A 22,008-nucleotide genomic window follows, 5' to 3' on the forward strand; every position below is an offset into this window, starting at 1 on the left:
AATTTATTGATTGCAAAAACACATTAATACCTAAAATTTTTAAGCTAAACACGATATAATTTGGGGAGTGCATTTTTGCATTCCCTTTATTTTTGGCCAAATTCAACTCTGATAGACAAGGAAATAGGGATGACTCAGCAAAACCTTTCAGAAAAACTTTTCAAACCTAAAGTCAGACAAGTTGAAACGTCAACATTAGTCTCTTATTCATCTCAAACAATTTCTCAAATTAAAGAACATAGTGTGTTAAGTGGGTCTCACCATGCGGGGTGGTACCGTATGATTAACCGCTTAATGTGGATTTGGCGGGGAATAGACGCCTTAGAAATTGAAGAGGTGCTAAGCCGTATTGCTATCTCAGATGCTGAGCGTAGTGATGATAATTTATTGGATACAGTCATTGGTAATCGTCGTGGAAACTGGTGTTTTGAATGGTCCCAGCAAGCCATGCATTGGCAGCAAAAAGCGTTAGAGTTTGAAAAAGGTGCAGAAGCAGGGGATGCTTGGTTGCGTTCTGCTAATTTGTACAGCATTGCAGCTTATCCTTTTATTAAAGGTGACGAGCTGGCTGACCAAGCTATTTTGTTGGCTTGTAAAGCGTATGATAGCGCAGCAAAATTTTCTCAATATCGCTTAAAGAAAATTCCATTTAAAGTTGATGGTGGAAAAGAAGTCTGTGGCTTTTTACATATTCCTTCACACGGTCAAGGGCCTTACCCGACCGTGATGATTTGCGGCATGTTAGATAGTTTACAAATTGATTTTTGCCGCTATTTCCGTGACTACCTCGAACCTCTCGGTATTGCGATGCTAACACTGGATATGCCATCTATTGGTTATTCGGTAAAACAAAAGCTTACACAGGAAACAAGCACCCTACATGAGCAAATTGTTCGCCAGATTGGGGATATCGCTTGGATTGACCACACGCGTTTTGGTATCGTGGGTATGCGTTTTGGCGCAAATATAGCATTAAGATTAGCTTATATGTGTCCAGATAAGATTAAAGCAGTCGCTGTCATAGGGCCAATTGTGCACAGTTTATTGCATGAAGAGAAATATCAGCAGGATATTCCTCGAATGGTTCTGGATGTGTTCGCCAGTCGTTTGGGTATTTATCAAGTTGATGGTTCTGCTTTACGCCATGAGTTAAGTTGTTATTCACTTAAAAATCAAGGGCTTTTAGGGCGACGCAGTAAAGTCCCAATGTTATCGGTTAGCCTCAAAGATGATATTTATAGCCCTAAAGCCGAATCTGATTTAATTCGACGCTCTTCGATGGATGCTGATACGATAATGCTACCAAGCCAGCCTGTTTTTGCTAATTTTGAAAAGGCGTTAAGTGAAACTACTAATTGGTTAAAAGCAAAAATACTTTAATTTTATTTAATAACTTGCTTATTTTTACCCATTTGTTAAAAAGGGATCTTCCCAAGAAGGAGATCCTTAACATGGCTTTACCGACTGATTACTCAAATGGAAAGTATTTAAAGAAGTTTGCTTCGATAGGACCTTATTTACGTGAAAAACAATGTTTAAATGGCTGTTATATATTTGATAGCCTCGTTGTTTGCGTGAATGCAAATATTGCCCCAGAAAAACGCGAATTTTGGGGGTGGTGGCTAAAATTGGTAGCAACTGATAAGGGCTTTGAATTTATTTATCATTTTGGCCTATACAACAGTCATGGTAGTTGGCAAGTCAAAGCACTAAAAGATGCGGCAACCATTGAAGCGACCGAGCAAAATTTAGTGTCATTTCACCAAGCCCTTGCAAAACAATTATCTGAACTTGAGTTAAGCCTCTTTCCCTCCCCGCTAATGGCAGAATTAAAACTGGAATTAAGCGCATAAATTTGTTTTAAACCAACTTTTGTTGAATTTTGCGTTATGCTTGTTGGCATAACGCGCTTCTCCTGATAAAAATGATACCTACTTTTTGGTTTATTAATCCTAATGGCAGAAAAATGATGAAAAATAGCCAGACGCTGGTAGTTAAATTAGGGACCAGTGTATTAACAGGGGGCTCGCGCCGTTTAAATCAAGCTCATATTGTTGAGCTTGTCAGGCAATGCGCGCAGCAATATGAAAAAGGGCATCGCATTATTATTGTGACTTCTGGGGCAATTGCCGCGGGTCGCGAACATTTAAATTACCCCGAACTGCCGGCTACCATAGCATCTAAACAGTTGCTTGCGGCGGTCGGTCAAAGTCGTTTAATTCAGTTATGGGAACGGTTATTCTCCATTTATGGTATTCATATCGGGCAAATGTTACTGACACGAGCCGATTTAGAAGACAGAGAACGTTTCTTAAATGCACGAGATACCTTGCAAGCTCTGTTAGATAACGGAATCATTCCAGTTATTAATGAAAATGATGCCGTTGCTACCGCAGAAATTAAAGTCGGTGATAATGACAATCTATCCGCTTTGGCCGCGATTCTTGGCGATGCCGACAAACTGCTATTACTCACGGATATCGAAGGCTTATATGATGCTGACCCACGCAGTAATCCAAATGCAAAATTGATACCCGAAGTGTATGGTATCAATGATGAACTTCGTGAAATGGCGGGGGGAAGCGTTAGCGGGTTAGGAACCGGTGGAATGGCAACTAAATTACAAGCAGCAGATGTCGCGGGCCGCGCAGGAATTGATGTTATCATTGCAGCAGGCAATAAACCCGATGTTATTAATGCGGTTATTGAAAATCTTCCAGTTGGTACCCGTTTTTATGGGCAAAAAAATCCAATGGAAAATCGTAAACGTTGGATTTTCGGTGCTCCAGCCGCTGGGGATGTCTACATTGATGATGGTGCACAACTGGCAATTATGGAAAAAGGCAGTTCATTGTTGCCAAAAGGAATTAAAAAGATTGAAGGCGATTTCTCTCGAGGCGCAGTGATCCGTATTCGTAATATGGCAGGAAAAGACCTAGCTCATGGGGTCAGCCATTATAACAGTGATGCACTGAGAATGATTGCTGGGCACCATTCACAAGAAATCAACAAAATACTTGGCTATGAACACGGTTCTGTGGCTGTTCATCGTGATGATATGATAGTGAGTTAATTATGTTAGAGACAATGGGTAAGGCAGCAAGAGTTGCTTCATGGCAATTAGCTCAGTTAAGTACCAAACAAAAAAATGCAGCACTATTACAAATTGCAGATCTACTAGAACAAGATAATGCAGTTATACTGGCAGCGAATCAAAAAGACATGGCGCAGGCAAAAGCAAGCGGTATGAGTGAGGCGTTACAAGACCGATTATTATTGACGCCAGAGCGTTTAAAAAGTATTGCTGATGATGTCAGAAAAGTATGTCAATTAGCTGATCCTGTTGGGCAAATCATTGATGGAAGCCAATTGGATAGCGGTTTAAATTTACAACGTCGCCGTGTTCCATTGGGAGTTGTTGGCGTTATTTATGAAGCTCGCCCTAATGTTACCGTTGATGTGGCCTCGTTATGTTTAAAAACAGGTAATGCGGTCATTTTGCGTGGCGGGAAAGAGACGCATCATACTAACCTTGCGGTAGTGGAAGTTATTCAAAAAGCATTGGAAAATAGCGGCTTGCCAGCAGATGCAGTACAAGCTATTAATAATCCGGACCGTGAATTAGTTGCACAATTACTCAAATTAGATCGTTACATTGATATGCTAATCCCTCGTGGCGGTGCGGGGTTACATAAATTATGTCGTGAGCAATCCACGATCCCGGTAATTACCGGGGGCATTGGCGTTTGCCATACATTTGTTGATAAATCGGTGGATTTTAATAAAGCCATTGATGTGATTATTAATGCGAAAGTTCAGCGCCCAAGTGCCTGTAATTCACTTGAAACATTATTAGTTCATAAAGAGATTGCGACTGAGTTCCTACCGTTTTTAAGTGAAAAAATGGCGCAGCAACAAGTCACTCTGCATGCGAGTGAAAAAGCACTTCCATTACTAAAACAAGGCCCAGCGAAAGTTGTTGATGTAAAACCTGAAAACCTTGTCGATGAGTGGTTATCACTGGATCTTAACGTAGAAATTGTGGATGACATTGACGCAGCTATTGACCATATTCGCCAGTATGGTACTGCGCATTCTGATGCTATCTTGACAGAATCTATTCATCAAGCTGACTATTTTGTTCAATGTGTAGATTCAGCAGCGGTATATGTTAATGCAAGCACTCGCTTTACTGATGGTGGTCAGTTTGGTTTAGGTGCAGAGGTCGCAGTAAGTACGCAGAAATTACACTCACGTGGCCCTATGGGGTTAGATGCACTAACAACGTATAAATGGATCGGATATGGCGACTTTTTGAGTCGTCCATAATGAGTAAAAATGATGAGATAGCCACACTTGTGTGGCTTGAGGTTGTTGACAAAGCGAGATAAAAGCGTGGTTTTTCCCGCTTTGTGTTATCAGCCAAAAATCAATAAATTGATTTTCCTAGTTTATTTTCAAAACCTATTAGATTGCTGCCAAACATAATATGTTTGGCAGCAGTCTATCGCCACACTTGTGTGGCTTTCTTTTTTTATTTGTCAAATTAAGCAATTTATCATAAGTAAATTTGTAATCAGTATTGCTTAGTATTCATGATGATGGGATGAAATTTAATGTTTTACATTATCGGTCCAAGAGGTTCGGGTAAAACCACAATTGGTAAAAAATTTGCAGAATCTAAAGGCTATCAATTTGTTGATACAGATAAATTGGTTTTAGAAAAAGCGGGAAAAAGTATCGCTGAAATTGTTGAACAGCACGGTTGGGATTACTTTCGTCAGCTAGAAACTGACGTCCTTAAGTCGATTAAGCAAAATAATATGATTGTTTCTACTGGCGGAGGCCTGGTTCTCGCAGAAGAAAATCAGCAAATTATGCGTAATAACGGCACTGTTATTTATTTAAATACCCATCCTGAAGTTTTAGCAAAACGCCTTGCAGCAGAGCCACAAGCGGATCAACGACCAAGTTTGACCGGGAAATCTTTAATTGAAGAAATTGAAGAAGTGATGCAACAAAGGGAACCTATCTACCGTGCGACTGCTCACCATATTATTGATGCTGCGCAGCCTGTCGACGATATCATCGCACAACTTAATGATTTAACTTAAACTAATGACTAATAAGCCTGCGGTGTTTTCGGAATATACTAATTAGAGCAAAGGGAGTAGCTCAGTAAGATAGATGTCACTAAAGGTATAGTTGTATCACACTAATATATAAAAATATAATCATAGTATAGGGACTCATTATGTTGGCAAAGATAGTCAAAACAGTACTTAAATTTTTGTTTCGCGTGCAAGTTATTGGTGATGCGAAAGAGTTTAATCAAGATAAATGTTTGATTACACCTAATCATGTTTCTTTCCTTGATGGTGTATTAATCGCACTTTTCTTACCTGTTAAACCTGTATTTGCTGTTTATTCAACATTTGCCACACCAAAAATGGTGAAGCGCCTTAAGCCCTATGCAGATATTGTCCCTCTTGATCCTGCCAACCCTCTAGGTATTCGTCATCTAGTTAAAGAGGTAGAAAAAGGGCGCCCGATAGTTATTTTTCCAGAAGGCCGAATTTCAGTTCATGGCTCTTTAATGAAAATATACGAAGGAGCGGCTTTTGTGGCCGCAAAGTCTGGAGCAAAAGTTGTTCCTATTCGTATAGAAGGGGCTCAATATAGCCATTTTGGGCGTCTGAAAGGCATTTTTCCATTAAAATGGTTTCCGAAGATCACATTGCATATCTTGCCGGCACAAGCTATCCCAATGCCTGAAGCACCTAAGGCTGTAGAGCGTCGAGCTCTGGCTGGTGAACACCTGTACCAAATCATGAAATCTGCTCGTATGTCTTGTTTACCACAAGTCACATTAGTTGAAGAATTTATTCAAAGTGTTCAGTTTTTTGGGCGCCGTACGCCTTGTATCGAGGACATCGCATTTAAAGAAGACTCATATCAATCCCTATTGAAAAAAACCTTAGGGGTTGGTCGTATTATTGAACGCTATACACATGAAAATGAAAGAGTTGGCCTATTATTGCCAAATGCGACAGTCACCGCGGCTGCAATTTTCGGTGCTTTAATGAGAGGCCGAGTACCTGCTATGCTCAATTACACAGCGGGCAGTCACGGTATTAGTAACGCGTTAAAAGCCTCTGCGGCGAAAGTAGTCTTTACTTCGCGCCAATTTTTGGAAAAAGGCAACTTAACGCATATTCCAGAACAAGTGCCAGAAGCAAGTTGGATTTATCTTGAAGATTTAAAAGATACGGTAACATGGCAAGATAAATTATGGATTATTAAACACTTATTCAACCCTAAAAAAGCCATTCTTCCTCGTAAACCGTCTGATGAAGCCGTTGTTTTATTCACATCTGGTTCTGAAGGTACACCAAAAGGTGTTGTTCACAGCCATGCTAGCTTGATGGCAAACGTAGAACAAATAAAAACGATCGCTGATTTCACCCCACGTGACCGTTTTATGTCGTCACTGCCGTTATTTCACGCATTTGGTTTGACGGTTGGTTTATTTATCCCTCTATTTTCAGGAAGCCGAGTTTTCCTTTATCCAAGCCCATTGCATTACCGAGTCATTCCTGAATTAGTCTATGACAAAAACTGCACCGTATTATTCGGAACATCAACCTTTTTAGGTAACTACGCACGGTTTGCTCATCAGTATGATTTCGCACGTTTACGTTATGTGGTTGCCGGTGCAGAAAAATTATCGGATAAAACGAAAAAAATCTGGTTTGATAAATTTGGCATCCGAATTCTTGAAGGTTATGGGGTCACTGAATGTGCACCAATTGTATCAATCAATGTCCCTATGGCCGCGAAAGAAGGCTCTGTTGGGCAAATTTTACCTGAAATGGAAGCGCGAATTATTCCAATTTCTGGAATTGAACAGGGTGGTAAATTACAGCTTAAAGGCCCAAATATTATGAAAGGGTATTTGCGCGTTGAAGCCCCTGGCGTCCTTGAAACACCGCAAGCTGAAAATGCACAAGGTGAAATAGAGGAAGGTTGGTACGACACTGGTGATATCGTTGAATTAGACCATAAAAATTTCTGTACTATAAAAGGCCGTGTTAAACGTTTTGCTAAACTTGCAGGAGAAATGGTTTCCCTCGAAAGTATCGAGCAAATGGTGGCATCTATTTCTCCCAATGCAAATCACGGTGTGGTTACAAAGCCAGATAGCAGTAAAGGTGAAGCACTTGTTTTGTTCACAACAGATAAAGAATTAGACCGTAGCGCATTATCCAGTGCAGCCAAAAGTAAAGGATTAACCGAGTTAGCGGTTCCACGCGATATTCGTTTTGTTAAAGAGTTGCCAGTGCTAGGTAGTGGTAAAACGGATTTTGTTACATTAAAGCAAATGGCATTAAAGGATGAATAATATGCAAGAAAGCACTTCCAATTCACCGCTAATGAGCCGAGGTATGAAAGCAGTACTGGCTTCACAGTTCCTCTCTGCATTTGCGGATAATGCATTATTATTTGCCATATTAGCCCAGCTCAAAGCCGAATTTTACCCCGAGTGGAGTCACCCTATCTTGCAAATGGTGTTTGTTTTTACTTACATCATTTTAGCGCCATTTGTTGGGCAAATCGCGGATAGGTTTTCAAAAGGCCGAGTGATGTTGTTTTCTAACATCTTTAAATTTATTGGAGCACTAGGGATTTGTTTTGGCCTAAACCCATTCCTTTGCTATGGGTTAGTGGGGATCGGTGCAGCATCCTATTCACCGGCTAAATACGGTATTCTCGGTGAACTCACTGGCGGCGATAACCTTGTTAAGGCCAATGGTGTGATGGAGGCTTCAACAATTGCAGCCATTTTAGTGGGGTCAGTTGTCGGAGGAATGCTGTCCGATATTAACTTAATCTTAGCGTTAGGTACATGTGCTGCACTGTATGCGTTAGCCGTTATTGCGAATTTTTTCATCCCACACTTAGTTGCGGCGAGGCCTGGAAAAGGTTGGGATCTTAAGCTGTTGATGGCGTCTTTTTTCAGTGCTTGCCGTGTGCTATGGGCGAATCAAGAGAGTCGTTTTTCACTAGTCGGAACTAGCTTGTTCTGGGGGGCCGGGGTAACGTTGCGTTTTCTGCTCGTTGCATGGGTGCCTGTAGCGTTGGGGTTACAAGACAACACCACACCAACCATTCTAAATGCGATGGTTGCGGTGGGGATAGTCGCAGGTGCGGGGCTTGCTGCCAAATTTATTACCTTAAAAACGGTTTATCGATGCATCCCTGCGGGAGTTATTATAGGTGTGATGGTAGTGTTACTTTCCTTGCAAACTAACATTATTCCATCCTATTTTATTTTAATTATTCTTGGGATTTTTGGCGGTTTATTTGTCGTTCCATTGAATGCATTATTACAAGAAAAAGGGAAAGAAACCGTTGGCGCAGGGAATGCGATCGCCGTACAAAATTTAGGTGAAAATAGTGCAATGCTGATTATGTTAGGCTTGTACTCACTGGCAATTAAAGCAGGTTTATCCGTTGTGAATGCGGGTATTGGTTTTGGTGCTGTATTTGCAATTGCGATTGCGGGTTTATGGGTTTGGGATCGTGCTCGTAAAAAAATGGCATAAAGGTAGATAGCATCATGATAGATGAGAAACGGCTTGAAACACTGAGTATTCAGATTGGACTGAAACTGAAAGAACAGGGTAAAACAGTCACAACCGCTGAGTCTTGTACCGGGGGCTGGGTTGCGAAGGTTTTAACCGATATCTCGGGTAGCTCAGATTACTTTCAGCGCGGTTTTGTGACATACAGTAATGAAGCAAAGCATCAAATGATTGGTGTTAAGAGCGAGTCTTTACAACGGTATGGTGCTGTAAGCCAACAAGTTGTTACAGAAATGGCGGAAGGCGCTTTGCAAGAAGCCAGTGCAGATTTCGCTGTTTCAGTTAGTGGAATAGCAGGCCCTGGGGGCGGTAGTATAGAAAAACCTGTTGGTACGGTATGGTTTGGTTTTGCGCAAAAACAGGCAGACCAAACGGTATTTGTCACAACACAACATAGAGTGTTTCAAGGAAACCGAAACGAAGTTCGTTTTCAATCAACAGTTTATATACTTGAAACACTTTTAAAGCAGTTAAATTAAAAATTTCCTTGATACTGTATGATTATACAGTATAATCAGTTTCAACAAACCGAATTCAATCGTTTTATTTGCAGTGGTCAAATCATTGCACTTAGGGAGTAAACATGGCTATTGATGAAAACAAACAAAAAGCACTTGCAGCAGCATTAGGCCAAATTGAAAAACAATTTGGTAAAGGTTCCATTATGCGTCTTGGTGAAGACCGCTCTATGGATGTTGAAACTATCTCAACAGGCTCCTTATCCCTTGATGTTGCATTGGGTGCTGGTGGCTTGCCACTAGGTCGTATTGTTGAAATCTACGGCCCTGAATCCTCAGGTAAAACAACACTAACCCTGCAAGTTATTGCAGCAGCACAACGTAGCGGTAAAACGTGTGCTTTCATCGATGCTGAACACGCTTTAGACCCTATCTATGCTAAAAAATTAGGCGTCGATATTGATAACTTACTGTGCTCTCAACCTGATACCGGTGAACAAGCGCTAGAAATTTGTGATGCATTAACTCGCTCAGGTGCGGTTGATGTAATCATCGTTGACTCCGTTGCTGCGTTAACACCAAAAGCAGAAATTGAAGGTGAAATTGGTGATTCACATATGGGCTTAGCTGCTCGTATGATGAGCCAAGCAATGCGTAAGTTAGCGGGTAACTTAAAAACATCTAATACCCTACTGATCTTTATCAACCAAATTCGTATGAAGATTGGTGTTATGTTTGGTAACCCAGAAACAACAACGGGTGGTAATGCATTAAAATTTTATGCATCTGTTCGTTTAGATATCCGTCGTATTGGTGCAGTGAAAAATGGCGAGGAAATTGTCGGTAGTGAAACTCGCGTTAAAGTGGTAAAAAACAAAGTTGCAGCGCCATTTAAACAAGCTGAATTCCAAATTTTGTATGGTGAAGGTATTAATACCTTCGGCGAGTTAATTGATTTGGGTGTAAAACACAAATTAATTGAAAAAGCAGGGGCTTGGTATAGCTATAACGGCGATAAAATTGGCCAAGGTAAAGCTAATTCAACAAATTATTTAAAAGAGCACCCTGAAGTCGCTCAAGAAATTGATACCAAACTGCGTGAAATGTTATTAAACCACACTGGTGAATTTAGCAGTGCGGCAACAGACTTTATCAATGATTCTGATGAAGAAGAAACACCAGAAGAATTTTAATATCAATCTAGTTTATTGATTAGTAAGTAAATTATAGGCGCTCCGCTGATGTGGTTGCGCCTGTTTTGTTTTAAACCTATTACATTAATAGTTTATTGAACAGTTTTTCTGTGGAAAAATACGCCAGTGCAAGGTATAAACATACTTTCAGAAAATATCTAGACGCTTTACAATGAAAGCTGCGAATGGATGTATCTATATTTTACTTCTGCACAAAGAGACTTTATCTTATCAGTCACTTTTTAATCGGAGAGTTGATTAGAGGTGATGTTACATTCCATCTCAACAATTCGTAATTCTGTTTCCAGCTTGATATCGGGATAAATATGAGTAAAAGCACCGCTGAGATCCGTCAAGCGTTTCTCGACTTTTTTCATACAAAAGGTCATCAAGTGGTCTCTAGTAGTTCACTAGTGCCAAATAATGACCCTACACTATTGTTCACAAACGCAGGGATGAACCAGTTCAAAGATGTATTTCTTGGTCTGGATAAAAGAGCATATTCCCGAGCGACAACCGCGCAGCGCTGTGTGCGCGCGGGTGGTAAACATAACGACTTAGAAAATGTGGGCTATACCGCTCGCCACCATACATTTTTTGAAATGTTAGGCAATTTTAGCTTTGGCGATTACTTTAAGCATGACGCAATCCGTTTTGCTTGGGAATTATTGACTAGCGAAGAATGGTTTAACTTACCAAAAGAAAGGCTGTGGGTGACCGTTTACGCAACTGATGATGAAGCCTATGACATTTGGAACAAAGAAATTGGTGTTCCAGTTGAGCGTATTATTCGTATCGGTGATAACAAGGGCGCGCCATATGCGTCAGATAACTTCTGGCAGATGGGTGATACAGGTCCTTGTGGCCCATGTACTGAGATTTTCTATGATCACGGTGACCACATATGGGGTGGGCCTCCAGGAAGCCCAGAAGAAGACGGTGATCGCTATATTGAAATTTGGAACTTGGTCTTCATGCAATTTAACCGTCAGTCTGACGGGACAATGGAGCCTCTGCCAAAACCTTCAGTCGATACAGGAATGGGCTTAGAGCGTATTTCTGCAGTATTGCAGCACGTTAATTCAAACTATGAAATTGATATTTTCCGCGATCTCATCGCTGCTGCTGCTAAAGCAACAGGTGCGACAGATTTAGAAAATAAATCATTACGTGTTATTGCTGACCATATTCGTTCTTGTGCATTCCTTGTAAGTGATGGTGTTATTCCATCAAATGAAGGCCGTGGTTATGTTCTGCGTCGCATTATCCGTCGTGCTGTTCGTCACGGTTATATGCTTGGTGCCAAAGATACCTTCTTCTATAAATTAGTGGCGCCACTGATTAACGTCATGGGGTCCGCGGCTGATGAACTTGGACGCCAGCAAGCAATGGTCGAAAAAGTTCTCAAGACCGAAGAAGAACAATTTGCTCGTACTTTAGAACGTGGTCTTCAATTATTAGATGAAGAGCTTGCCTCACTGAAAGGGGATACTCTGGACGGTGAAGCTGCATTCCGCTTATATGACACCTATGGCTTCCCAATCGATTTAACGGCAGATGTTTGCCGTGAACGCAATATTAAAGTCGACGAAGAAGGTTTTGAGCGAGCGATGGAGGACCAACGTCGTCGTGCGCGCGAATCCAGTGGTTTTGGGGCAGATTATAACTCTTTAATTAAAGTTGATAAGCGCAGTGAATTCTCCGGTTATCAATATGATGAGCAACAAGCTACTATTACTGCATTATATAAAGATGGCCAGCCTGTAGATAGCTTGAATGCTGGTGAAGAAGGCTTAGTTATACTAGACAAAACAGCATTTTACGCAGAGTCTGGTGGGCAAGTCGGTGATACTGGTTATTTAAATAATGATAGTGCGAGCTTTAAAGTTACTGACACGCAAAAATATGGTCAAGCGATTGGGCATATTGGTAAGGTTGAAGCGGGATCACTCGTTGTTAATCATAGAATTACCGCTTTCGTGGATAGTGCTAGACGTGATGCGATCCGTTTAAATCACTCAGCAACGCACTTACTGCATGCGGCACTACGCCAAGTATTAGGTGACCATGTTTCTCAAAAGGGGTCATTGGTTAATGATAAATACTTGCGTTTTGACTTCTCTCATTTTGAGGCGATGACACAAGACCAACTACGCCAAGTAGAAGATATTGTGAATGCGCAAATCCGTAAAAACTCAGAAATTGAAACCGAACTAATGGATTTAGAAGGTGCAAAAGCAAAAGGCGCTATGGCATTATTTGGTGAAAAATATGAAGAGCGTGTACGTGTTCTGAGTATGGGTGATTTTTCTATCGAATTATGTGGTGGTACCCATGCGCGTCGTACCGGAGATATTGGTTTATTCCGTATTCTGAGTGAATCGGGTACGGCTGCAGGTGTTCGTCGTATTGAAGCGACGACAGGCACTACAGCAATTGAAAGTATTCACAATCAATCAGAGCAACTTTCGGCAATTGCACACTTGGTTAAAGGTGATATGAATAGCCTTGTCGAGAAAGTGAAAGCGGCATTAGATAAATCTCGCCAGCTCGAAAAAGAAATTGTGCAACTAAAAGATCAACAAGCATCTCAAGAAAGTGCTTCACTAAGCAGCAAAGCGAAAGACGTGAAAGGCGTCAAATTATTAGTGACTCAATTAGGAGATACTGATCCTAAGTTGTTGAGAACTATGGTTGATGACCTTAAAAATCAGTTGAAATCAGCGATTATCGTGCTTTCAACAACAAGTGGTGATAAAGTCAGTATGATTGTTGGGGTGACTAATGATTTAACTGCTAAAATTAAAGCAGGTGACTTGATTTCCCACATTGCAGGTCAAGTTGGTGGTAAAGGTGGTGGCCGCCCAGACATGGCTCAAGCAGGAGGTACTGACGTTAACGCATTACCTACTGCTATGGCGAGTGTCGAAGAATGGGTTGAAGCACGCCTGTAAGCACTTACAAAGTTGCCTCATTAAAAGATGAGGCAACTTTAATCTGTTGCGGCATTGTTAATGTATCGTTTGTAGTGCTATATTTTGCTTGTAAATAATTAGAATGCTTGTATTGATGGCATCAATGCTTTAGGTGAATGTCATTGCTTTACGTTTTCACGGTGTGTGATGGACAATAGCGGGGGATACCTAGAGACCCGACTCTTTTAATATTTCAAGGAGCAAAGAATGCTTATTCTGACTCGTCGAGTTGGTGAAACACTCATGATAGGCGATGAGGTAACAGTTACTGTATTGGGTGTCAAAGGCAACCAAGTTCGTATTGGTGTTAATGCGCCAAAAGAAGTTTCTGTTCACCGTGAAGAAATTTATCAACGGATCCAGGCTGAAAAGACTCAACCAGATAATCAATAATAATGAATAAGCGTCCAATGATTGACCACACAGCAAGAATGGGCGCTTGTCTTACTCGTATTATATTCTAAAAATATCCTTTCATTTTTATACTTCTCTAGCATCAAACTCACATTATTGTTTAGTTTTCGGTTCTCATGTACTGAAATTTTGTTTCCTTTTGTTTGAAATATAGGCTAATCAATCCTGTGAACATATTTTTATTCATTTGTAGAATAATTTTTTTCCAGTGTTTTTGTTTATAAAGTTAGTGTCATAGGGGCTGAAATATATCTTTTCCGGTGTTAAACTAATCATCTTGCTTGTGAAATGTGCAAACAGACACCGGAATGCAAAAAGTTTGGAAAAATTGTTTGACTTCTAAGTCTAGGAAAGTAATATGTGCGCCACACAGCAACGAGATGTTTGAAAAAACAAATCGTGTGTAACTAAAATATGGTGAGGTGGCCGAGAGGCTGAAGGCGCTCCCCTGCTAAGGGAGTATGCGGTCAAAAGCTGCATCGAGGGTTCGAATCCCTCCCTCACCGCCATTTTAGATTATGCATCCGTAGCTCAGCTGGATAGAGTACTCGGCTACGAACCGAGCGGTCGGAGGTTCGAATCCTCCCGGATGCACCATCTTTAACCCTATGAGAAGATCTGATGGGGTTTTGTTTTGGTTTTAGCAGCCAAACAAAGCATTAACTAAGAAGTTGATAAAGAAGTTTGAGAGAGCAGCACTCCTTTGCATTAAGTATGCATCCGTAGCTCAGCTGGATAGAGTACTCGGCTACGAACCGAGCGGTCGGAGGTTCGAATCCTCCCGGATGCACCATCTCTTAGCTAATAACTTAGCATATCAATAATACCTTTTAATTTAACTCAGATAAGTTATTGAGAATATATCGATTCAAAATCGAATGAATTTGCATCCGTAGCTCAGCTGGATAGAGTACTCGGCTACGAACCGAGCGGTCGGAGGTTCGAATCCTCCCGGATGCACCATCATTAAGAAACTCCTCATTTGAGGAGTTTTTTTTGCCTAAAATTACCATTCATAAAATTAACTAAATCGCATTTTCCATGCATCTTTGATTTATTCCCTCATAAACCACACATCTAGACAGCGACAATTTATGTGATTTAAGCTAAAGTAATTGCCTTAATAAAATAAATTAACATCACAGGCGGGAGGTCGACTTGATCCCGGACGTATCGAAAGCGCTCTCATGGTTAGAGGCGCACCCAGAAACACTAAATGGTATTCAACGTGGTATAGAGCGTGAAACATTGCGTGTAACCCCAACAGGCGCAATTGCAGAGACCTTGCATCCAGAAGGGCTGGGAAAAGCTTTAACACATAAATGGATCACGACAGATTTTGCGGAGTCCCTACTCGAATTTATTACTCCTGTAGATAAAAGCATTAGCCATAATTTGGCTTTCTTGCGAGATTTACACCGCTATACAGCTCGTCACCTTCAAGATGAAAGAATGTGGCCGTTGAGTATGCCGTGCTTTATTGAAAGTGAAGATAAAATCACTCTTGCGCAATATGGCTCTTCTAATGTGGGGCAGTTTAAAACGCTGTACCGTGAAGGCCTTAAAAATCGTTATGGTGCTTTGATGCAAACGATAGCAGGCGTGCATTATAACTTCTCTTTGCCGATTGAATTTTGGCGAGCATGGGCAGGTATTGAAGATGAAGAAAGCGGTAAAGAAAAAATTTCTGAAGGCTATTTACGTCTGATTAGAAATTACTACCGCTTTGGTTGGGTTATTCCTTATCTATTTGGCGCCTCTCCGGCGATTTGCGGCTCTTTTTTGAAAGATAGGGAGACGTCGCTGTCATTTGATAAAACGGACTGTGGTACGTATTACTTGCCTTATGCGACATCTCTACGTATGAGTGACTTAGGTTATACAAATAAATCACAAAGTGATTTAAATATCACATTCAATAAATTGGATGAATACGTAGAAAACCTGAAAAAAGCTATCCATAAGCCTTCAGCTGAATTTGAAAAACTGGGTGTCAAAAAAGACGGCAAATATATTCAACTAAATACCAATGTGCTACAAATTGAAAATGAGCTCTACGCCCCAATACGCCCGAAACGCGTTCCTAAAGGCAATGAATCACCTTCCGATGCATTATTGCGCGGTGGTATTGAGTACATTGAAGTCCGTTCACTTGATATCAATCCATTTAGTGCAATAGGCGTTAATGAAACTCAAGCTCGTTTTGTTGATCTATTCTTAATATGGTGTGTACTCGCTGATGCGCCTGAAATGAATGCACAAGAATTAGACTGTTGCCGTCAAAACTGGAATCGTGTCATCCTTGAAGGTCGTAAGCCAGGTCAAGTTATTGGTTTCGGTTGTGGTAGTGAAGTTAAGCCGTTAGTTGAAGTTGGACAGCAATTATTTAATGACTTGATCCGCGTGGCTGAAGTGTTAGACACTTGTTGCGATGCAAAATATCAAGAAGTTTGTCACCAATTTGTCGCTATGTTTAAAGACCCAACTCTCACATATTCAGCGCTCGTTATGGATGAAATGTTAGAGAAAGGCATTGGTGGCTACGGGTTAGAATTAGCTGAAAAATATTTTGAACAGTTAGTGAATGAACCGTATGAAGTGATAACTGAAGAGCAATTTGAGCAAGCACGATTGGCTTCAATAGAGAAGCAAGCGAAGATGGAACAAAGTGAGAGCGAAAGCTTTGAGGACTATCTACGCATTCATGCAGGACGCTAAAAGAAATGGCCACTCTAGGTGGCCAAATAAAAAATCTCTTAGAGAATTAGGGATGATAACAAATTGCGCGTCTTTCAATAATTCAGACTCTGCATTTTCAAAATAGTTTCATTTATTTTAGAAAATATTTTTTATTTTTGAGGAGGTCACAAAATGCCATTATTAGATAGCTTTACTGTCGATCATACTCGCATGTCAGCGCCTGCTGTACGTGTGGCAAAGACCATGAAAACACCAAGTGGTGATACCATCACGGTTTTTGATTTGCGTTTTACTGTACCAAATGAAGAAGCCATGACAGAAAAAGGGACGCATACTTTAGAGCACCTCTTTGCAGGCTTTATGCGTGATCACCTCAATGGTAATGGTGTTGAAATTATTGATATTTCACCAATGGGGTGCCGTACTGGTTTTTATATGAGCCTTATTGGTCAGCCCGATGAACTGCGTGTTGCTAATGCATGGAAGGCAGCAATGGAAGATGTTTTGCAGGTGAAAGACCAAAACAAAATTCCTGAATTGAATGTCTATCAGTGCGGCACATATAAAATGCACTCACTGGAAGAAGCTCAGCAAATTGCACGTAATGTTCTTGCATCTGAAATTGGTATCAATAAGAACGATGAGTTAGCATTACCTGCTGAGAAACTTGAACAGCTACACGTTTAGTTTTTATCAAATATTCTTTATGCAAAGAGCCAATTAAGGCTCTTTTTATTTTTATAGCAGAATTTAATGGCAAGTTTATGAAGAAATCAAAGGTCGGGGACTTGAGAACTAAAAGTAAGAGGTGTGATCCTGACCTGCTTAACGATATTTTCATTCATCGCTAATACTTCGATAAGGTAATGTCCTACCACGATTTGCTCTTCAAGTTGTGGAATATCACCGATGACTTCCAAAACCATGCCATTAACCGTCCTAGGACCATCTACAGGGAGATTCCAATCAAAAGCCTTATTCAGTTCACGAATATTAGCAGAACCGTCCACAAGAACGCTCCCATCGCTCTGTGGCAAAACTTCTTCAGCTAAGGATGGCGACATAGAGGTGGTGAAATCACCAACTATCTCTTCTAAGATATCTTCTACAGTGATAAGACCTTGAATCTCGCCATATTCATCAACGATAATCCCGAGTTTTTCTTTATTGTGCTGGAAGTTAACTAACTGAACATTTAACGGTGTACTGTTAGGAATAAAATAAATGTTATCTGCAGCTTTAATGAGATTTTGCTTATTAAATTCACGTTTTTCCATCATGAGACGGTACGCTTCGCGGACGCGTAAAATGCCAATAGAGTCATCAAGTGAATCGCGATAAAGCACAATACGGCCATGAGGGGAGTGCGTAAGCTGCCGAATAATTGATTTCCAGTCATCATTGACATCAATACCAACAATCTCATTCCTGGGTAGCATAATATCGCCAACTGTGACTTTGTCTAAGTCTAAAATGGAAATCAGCATGTCTTGATTTCGGCGGCTAATTTTATGCTTTGATTCGTTAACAATGGTGCGTAGCTCTTCCTTATTAACCGCATCAGTTCGTGCGGTTAGTGATTTCACCCCAATGCAACGTAACAGTAGTGCTGAAATAGTATTAAATGCCCAAACAATAGGCATCATAACTACTTGTAATGGTTTTAAGAGATAGCTACTTGGAAATGCAATTTTTTCAGGGTACAGCGCTGCCAGTGTTTTTGGCATAACTTCGGCAAAAATGAGTATCACAAAAGTTAGGATCCCGGTTGCCATCGCTACACCCGCGTTACCATATAGTCGCATACCGATAATAGTGGCTAATGCGGAAGCAACTATGTTGATTAAGTTGTTACCGATAAGGACTAGGCTTAACAGCTTGTCAGGATGTTTAAGCAGTTTCTCAACACGTATCGCTGAGCGATTACCTTGTTTTGCTAAATGTTTTAACCGATAACGGTTTAGCGTCATCATCCCAGTTTCTGATGCAGAAAAATAGGCTGACATAAAAATTAAAACAATCAATATGATGATTAGCGTACTCGTGGACACATCATCCAAAACAAGTTTCCTTATGTGGTGAAAGTAGTGACTTTATTTGCGTCAAAATACCATGAACTCCTGTATTAGACGATTACCAAAAAAAGCCATAGTTAAGATGATTGAACCGCCAACATGGAAAAATAGAACGCGCTTACCTCGCCATCCTCCATGGAAATGCCCCCAAAGTAGAGTGATATAAACAAACCAGGCGATAACGGATAACACTGATTTATGAATATTTTCTTTATCAAAAATATTATCCATATAAATAAAGCCAGTGCATAAGGTCAGAGTTAGCAAAATGACACCAACTTGAGTGATATGGAACATTTTACGTTCAATCACCATCATCGGTGGCATATCGGGACTAAATTTTAAGGTTTTGTTTTTTAGTTGATGGTCGATTAAAGCCACTTGTAATGCATATAAAGCCGCAATAAGAAGTGTTGCATAGCTCAACAAAGCGAGGCCAATGTGAACAAACAGGGGGACGCGAGCTTCGAGATGCGTAATAAACTCACCAGGCATTAGCGTTGACAGCATCAAGTTAATGATGGCAAAACTATAGACTATGGGCGTTAAGTACCAAGCCTTTCCCCAGTAAGCGACAACAGTCATAATCACACACATGAGTAAGCTCACTGTTGAGCCTAAATTCAACAGAGTGAGGTTTTGTCCTTCGGCTTCACTGAAAATCAAGAATTTCAATGTAATAGCGTGAGTTACTAACGCAACAACGGCAAGAAAAAGCGCGAGATGGCGGTAAAACGGCTGTTTACGCACTTGGCCGGGGACGATCAGTAACAGACTGACCATGTATGTACAAACTGCTATGACTGCAAATACGGGCATAGTATAGTGTCGTTAATCATTTTTAGTGGAAAGTTATTTCATAGTATAACTTGTACGAGTGCAGGCTCCAACTATTGGACGGGCCAATCGCAATATATTCATTGCGGATAGCACTTCATGTGCCTACGGGGTTGGTTCGTATTATTAAATTCAAGCCATAATAACCTGTATCATCCGTTTCAAACAGGGGGCAGCGAAAAAACTGCGGGCATGTTACAATGGGGCATTATTTTGCCGCGATTATTTTTAGTGTTGGTTTTCCTTCCTCATTGTGAAGGCATTGATGCTTATAATTCAAGTTGTTAGATAACACGCACTTGAAATTATCTGTATTAGCAACCAGATCAGGCTGACATCGGCCCATCAACAGAATTGAGCTAAGACATATGTTTGATAATTTAACTGACAGACTATCGCGCACGTTGCGCAATATCAGTGGGCGTGGGCGTCTAACTGATGAAAATATTAAAGAAACACTACGCGAAGTTCGCATGGCCTTGCTGGAAGCTGACGTTGCTTTGCCAGTAGTCCGTGAATTCATTCAAAAAGTTAAAGAAAATGCGGTTGGGCAAGATGTCAATAAAAGTCTAACACCAGGCCAAGAGTTCATCAAAATAGTTCAAAATGAACTGACTCGCGCGATGGGGGACGAAAACCACCAACTTAATTTATCCGCACAACCTCCTGCGGTCGTTTTAATGGCGGGTTTGCAAGGTGCGGGTAAAACAACCAGCGTTGCAAAATTAGGTAAGCTTTTAAAAGAAAAACAAAAGAAAAAAGTATTAGTTGTCTCTGCTGACGTTTATCGCCCCGCGGCGATTAAACAATTAGAGACGTTAGCTGAAAGTGTTGGAATTGATTTTTTCCCTTCGGAAGTACAAGAAAAACCCGCTGCTATTGTTCAAAAAGCATTAAAACACGCACAATTGCAATTCTACGATGTGCTGTTAGTAGATACCGCGGGTCGCTTGCACGTCGACGAAGCGATGATGGAAGAAATCCAAGAAGTTCACCGCATTATTAAGCCAGTTGAAACCTTATTCGTCGTCGATGCGATGACAGGACAGGATGCGGCAAACACAGCGAAAGCGTTTAATGAAGCCTTGCCACTGACTGGGGTTGTGTTGACCAAGGTCGATGGTGATGCGCGAGGCGGTGCGGCGCTTTCTATTCGCGCAATTACAGGCAAACCCATTAAATTTCTAGGGGTTGGTGAAAAAACTGACGCCTTAGAACCATTCCATCCAGAGCGCGTCGCGTCGCGTATTCTCGGTATGGGTGATGTAATTTCTCTGATTGAAGAGATTGAGCATAAAGTTGACCGCGATGAAGCTGAAAAGCTGGCTAAAAAACTTAAAACAGGGGATGGCTTTGATTTAAATGACTTTTTAAGTCAATTAAATCAAATGCGTAATATGGGCGGTATGGCGAGCATGATGAGCAAAATGCCCGGGATGTCTCAGTTACCGGATGCCGTTAAGTCCCAAATGGATGATAAAATCACCGTTCGTATGGAAGCGATGATTAATTCCATGACACGTAAAGAACGTGAAAAACCTGAAATTATTAAAGGTTCGCGAAAACGTCGTATTGCGGCAGGTTCGGGAACTACCGTGCAAGAAGTTAACCGCCTCTTAAAACAATTTGATGACATGCAACGCATGATGAAGAAAATGAAAAAAGGTGGTCTAGCCAAGATGATGCGCGGTATGAAGGGTATGATGCCTCCGGGTTTTCCGGGGCGTTAAGCAATAAAGCCTCAAAGAAAACGCACTTTTGATTGATTTTTGCGTCAAAGTGAGTAAACTTTTCGGGCTTTTTATATGACAGCCGGACTCTATCCCTCGATGGAGTCTGGTTGTTTTGTTAACTAATGAGGATGTTATGGTAACAATTCGTTTATCTCGTGGCGGCGCTAAAAAACGTCCGTTCTACCAAATCGTTGTAACCGATAGCCGCAATGCGCGTGACGGTCGTTTCATTGAGCGTATTGGTTTCTTCAACCCGATCGCTGCTGGTCAAGCAGAAGAACTGCGTTTAGACCTGGACCGTATTGAGCATTGGGTTGGCTTAGGCGCAACTATTTCTGACCGTGTTGCACAACTGGTCAAACAAGCTAAGAAAGCAGCTTAATCTGTCGCGGTGGTAACAATGAGCAAGCAAACTAAACTACAGCCACCTGAAAACCCAATCGTATTGGGGAAATTAGGTGCAGCGTACGGTATTCGTGGTTGGCTCAAAGTTTTTTCGTCCACCGAACATGCTGAAAGTATTTTTGAGTATCAGCCTTGGTTTATCCAACGCTCAGGTCAATGGCAACACATTGAAATTGAAGATTGGAAACATCATAACAAGGATATCATCGTCAAGCTGAACGGGGTCGATGACCGCGATGCAGCTGCGCTTTTGACTAACTTTGAGATTGCGGTTGATTCAACCCAACTTCCTGAGTTAGAAAACGAATACTACTGGAAAGACCTGATGGGTTGCCATGTAGTGACGTTACAAGGCTATGACCTTGGTACCATCACTGACATGATGGAGACCGGTTCAAATGATGTACTGGTCATTAAGGCGAATTTAAAAGATGCATTTGGCATCAAGGAGCGGTTAGTTCCGTTTCTTGATGGGCAGGTTATCAAGAAAGTCGATCTCGATGCCAAACTTATTGAAGTGGATTGGGATCCTGGTTTTTAAATCTCCGGTTGAACGGTTTTGATAAGTGGGAC

At 41.1% G+C, this 22,008-nt stretch carries 18 protein-coding genes and 4 tRNA genes; 20 read left to right on the top strand and 2 right to left on the bottom strand.

Translation table 11 applies throughout. The annotated features are described in order from the left end of the window. The first annotated feature begins 129 nt into the window (after positions 1 to 129). From frsA to luxS, 17 genes are all read left to right on the top strand, one after another. Positions 130 to 1,380 carry an esterase FrsA gene (frsA, locus tag PR725_RS13150; RefSeq protein WP_004914084.1) on the top strand — a complete coding sequence of 417 codons (1,251 nt, stop codon included), beginning with the start codon at positions 130 to 132 and terminating at the stop codon, positions 1,378 to 1,380. Between the two features lie 71 nt (positions 1,381 to 1,451). Further along, a complete protein-coding gene (gene crl / locus PR725_RS13155; protein WP_109911974.1) occupies positions 1,452 to 1,853 on the top strand; it encodes a sigma factor-binding protein Crl in 402 nt (133 codons plus the stop codon). A 116-nt stretch (positions 1,854 to 1,969) separates the two neighbouring features. Continuing rightward, positions 1,970 to 3,073: a glutamate 5-kinase gene (proB, locus tag PR725_RS13160; protein ID WP_117162884.1), complete on the top strand. Its 1,104-nt coding sequence runs from the start codon at positions 1,970 to 1,972 to the stop codon at positions 3,071 to 3,073. A 2-nt stretch (positions 3,074 to 3,075) separates the two neighbouring features. Continuing rightward, positions 3,076 to 4,329 carry a glutamate-5-semialdehyde dehydrogenase gene (proA, locus tag PR725_RS13165; RefSeq protein ID WP_109911975.1) on the top strand — a complete coding sequence of 418 codons (1,254 nt, stop codon included), beginning with the start codon at positions 3,076 to 3,078 and terminating at the stop codon, positions 4,327 to 4,329. A 287-nt stretch (positions 4,330 to 4,616) separates the two neighbouring features. Then, the gene (aroL, locus tag PR725_RS13170; RefSeq protein ID WP_004914075.1) at positions 4,617 to 5,114 is read left to right on the top strand and encodes a shikimate kinase AroL; all 498 of its coding nucleotides are present in this window, start codon (positions 4,617 to 4,619) and stop codon (positions 5,112 to 5,114) included. A gap of 140 nt (positions 5,115 to 5,254) precedes the next feature. Beyond that, a complete protein-coding gene (gene aas / locus PR725_RS13175; RefSeq protein WP_109911976.1) occupies positions 5,255 to 7,402 on the top strand; it encodes a bifunctional acyl-ACP--phospholipid O-acyltransferase/long-chain-fatty-acid--ACP ligase in 2,148 nt (715 codons plus the stop codon). A gap of 1 nt (position 7,403) precedes the next feature. Further along, positions 7,404 to 8,606: a lysophospholipid transporter LplT gene (lplT, locus tag PR725_RS13180; RefSeq protein WP_109911977.1), complete on the top strand. Its 1,203-nt coding sequence runs from the start codon at positions 7,404 to 7,406 to the stop codon at positions 8,604 to 8,606. A 14-nt stretch (positions 8,607 to 8,620) separates the two neighbouring features. Beyond that, complete coding sequence (gene pncC / locus PR725_RS13185; protein WP_109911978.1) at positions 8,621 to 9,124, top strand: nicotinamide-nucleotide amidase; 504 nt, start codon at positions 8,621 to 8,623, stop codon at positions 9,122 to 9,124. Positions 9,125 to 9,228: 104 nt separating this feature from the next. Then, positions 9,229 to 10,296, top strand: coding sequence for a recombinase RecA (gene recA, locus PR725_RS13190; protein ID WP_004914068.1), 1,068 nt, complete (start codon positions 9,229 to 9,231; stop codon positions 10,294 to 10,296). A 326-nt stretch (positions 10,297 to 10,622) separates the two neighbouring features. Then, complete coding sequence (alaS, locus tag PR725_RS13195) at positions 10,623 to 13,250, top strand: alanine--tRNA ligase (RefSeq protein ID WP_110732234.1); 2,628 nt, start codon at positions 10,623 to 10,625, stop codon at positions 13,248 to 13,250. A gap of 228 nt (positions 13,251 to 13,478) precedes the next feature. Beyond that, on the top strand, positions 13,479 to 13,664 hold the full coding sequence (csrA, locus tag PR725_RS13200) for a carbon storage regulator CsrA (RefSeq protein WP_004264815.1): 186 nt from the start codon (positions 13,479 to 13,481) through the stop codon (positions 13,662 to 13,664). Positions 13,665 to 14,101: 437 nt separating this feature from the next. Next, positions 14,102 to 14,194: transfer RNA gene (locus PR725_RS13205), tRNA-Ser, on the top strand. An 11-nt stretch (positions 14,195 to 14,205) separates the two neighbouring features. Beyond that, positions 14,206 to 14,282, top strand: a tRNA-Arg gene (locus PR725_RS13210). Positions 14,283 to 14,401: 119 nt separating this feature from the next. Further along, positions 14,402 to 14,478: transfer RNA gene (locus PR725_RS13215), tRNA-Arg, on the top strand. Positions 14,479 to 14,571: 93 nt separating this feature from the next. Then, positions 14,572 to 14,648 (top strand) — tRNA-Arg (locus PR725_RS13220). Positions 14,649 to 14,843: 195 nt separating this feature from the next. After that, entirely contained in the window at positions 14,844 to 16,403 is a 1,560-nt protein-coding gene (gshA, locus tag PR725_RS13225) for a glutamate--cysteine ligase (RefSeq protein WP_004914045.1), read from the top strand. Between the two features lie 153 nt (positions 16,404 to 16,556). Then, positions 16,557 to 17,072, top strand: a complete 516-nt coding sequence (gene luxS / locus PR725_RS13230) for an S-ribosylhomocysteine lyase (protein WP_004914042.1) — start codon at positions 16,557 to 16,559, stop codon at positions 17,070 to 17,072. 86 nt (positions 17,073 to 17,158) lie between these two features. On the opposite strand, the gene PR725_RS13235 is transcribed toward luxS, so the two are convergent. Then, the gene (locus PR725_RS13235) at positions 17,159 to 18,445 is read right to left on the bottom strand and encodes a CNNM domain-containing protein (protein ID WP_109911980.1); all 1,287 of its coding nucleotides are present in this window, start codon (positions 18,443 to 18,445) and stop codon (positions 17,159 to 17,161) included. A 42-nt stretch (positions 18,446 to 18,487) separates the two neighbouring features. Continuing rightward, positions 18,488 to 19,279 carry a cytochrome C assembly family protein gene (locus PR725_RS13240; RefSeq protein ID WP_004264820.1) on the bottom strand — a complete coding sequence of 264 codons (792 nt, stop codon included), beginning with the start codon at positions 19,277 to 19,279 and terminating at the stop codon, positions 18,488 to 18,490. Positions 19,280 to 19,665: 386 nt separating this feature from the next. On the opposite strand from PR725_RS13240, the gene ffh reads away from it, so the two are divergent. The 3 genes from ffh (at position 19,666) to rimM (ending at position 21,976) form a co-directional block, all read left to right on the top strand. Next, positions 19,666 to 21,027, top strand: a complete 1,362-nt coding sequence (gene ffh, locus PR725_RS13245; protein WP_272569342.1) for a signal recognition particle protein — start codon at positions 19,666 to 19,668, stop codon at positions 21,025 to 21,027. Positions 21,028 to 21,163: 136 nt separating this feature from the next. Then, positions 21,164 to 21,412: a 30S ribosomal protein S16 gene (gene rpsP, locus PR725_RS13250; protein ID WP_004914031.1), complete on the top strand. Its 249-nt coding sequence runs from the start codon at positions 21,164 to 21,166 to the stop codon at positions 21,410 to 21,412. An 18-nt stretch (positions 21,413 to 21,430) separates the two neighbouring features. After that, a complete protein-coding gene (gene rimM, locus PR725_RS13255; protein WP_047757188.1) occupies positions 21,431 to 21,976 on the top strand; it encodes a ribosome maturation factor RimM in 546 nt (181 codons plus the stop codon). Positions 21,977 to 22,008: the final 32 nt, after the last annotated feature.

It is taken from the genome of Providencia sp. PROV255, assembly GCF_028478065.1.
Classification (GTDB): domain Bacteria; phylum Pseudomonadota; class Gammaproteobacteria; order Enterobacterales; family Enterobacteriaceae; genus Providencia; species Providencia rettgeri.

What these genes read in the sequence shown, in the direction of transcription:
- frsA (WP_004914084.1), top strand. Translation starts at nt 130, where the DNA reads ATGACTCAGCAAAACCTTTCAGAAAAACTTTTCAAACCTAAAGTCAGA.
- crl (WP_109911974.1), top strand. Translation starts at nt 1,452, where the DNA reads ATGGCTTTACCGACTGATTACTCAAATGGAAAGTATTTAAAGAAGTTT.
- proB (WP_117162884.1), top strand. Translation starts at nt 1,970, where the DNA reads ATGAAAAATAGCCAGACGCTGGTAGTTAAATTAGGGACCAGTGTATTA.
- proA (WP_109911975.1), top strand. Translation starts at nt 3,076, where the DNA reads ATGTTAGAGACAATGGGTAAGGCAGCAAGAGTTGCTTCATGGCAATTA.
- aroL (WP_004914075.1), top strand. Translation starts at nt 4,617, where the DNA reads ATGTTTTACATTATCGGTCCAAGAGGTTCGGGTAAAACCACAATTGGT.
- aas (WP_109911976.1), top strand. Translation starts at nt 5,255, where the DNA reads ATGTTGGCAAAGATAGTCAAAACAGTACTTAAATTTTTGTTTCGCGTG.
- lplT (WP_109911977.1), top strand. Translation starts at nt 7,404, where the DNA reads ATGCAAGAAAGCACTTCCAATTCACCGCTAATGAGCCGAGGTATGAAA.
- pncC (WP_109911978.1), top strand. Translation starts at nt 8,621, where the DNA reads ATGATAGATGAGAAACGGCTTGAAACACTGAGTATTCAGATTGGACTG.
- recA (WP_004914068.1), top strand. Translation starts at nt 9,229, where the DNA reads ATGGCTATTGATGAAAACAAACAAAAAGCACTTGCAGCAGCATTAGGC.
- alaS (WP_110732234.1), top strand. Translation starts at nt 10,623, where the DNA reads ATGAGTAAAAGCACCGCTGAGATCCGTCAAGCGTTTCTCGACTTTTTT.
- csrA (WP_004264815.1), top strand. Translation starts at nt 13,479, where the DNA reads ATGCTTATTCTGACTCGTCGAGTTGGTGAAACACTCATGATAGGCGAT.
- luxS (WP_004914042.1), top strand. Translation starts at nt 16,557, where the DNA reads ATGCCATTATTAGATAGCTTTACTGTCGATCATACTCGCATGTCAGCG.
- PR725_RS13240 (WP_004264820.1), bottom strand. Translation starts at nt 19,279, where the DNA reads ATGCCCGTATTTGCAGTCATAGCAGTTTGTACATACATGGTCAGTCTG.
- ffh (WP_272569342.1), top strand. Translation starts at nt 19,666, where the DNA reads ATGTTTGATAATTTAACTGACAGACTATCGCGCACGTTGCGCAATATC.
- rpsP (WP_004914031.1), top strand. Translation starts at nt 21,164, where the DNA reads ATGGTAACAATTCGTTTATCTCGTGGCGGCGCTAAAAAACGTCCGTTC.
- rimM (WP_047757188.1), top strand. Translation starts at nt 21,431, where the DNA reads ATGAGCAAGCAAACTAAACTACAGCCACCTGAAAACCCAATCGTATTG.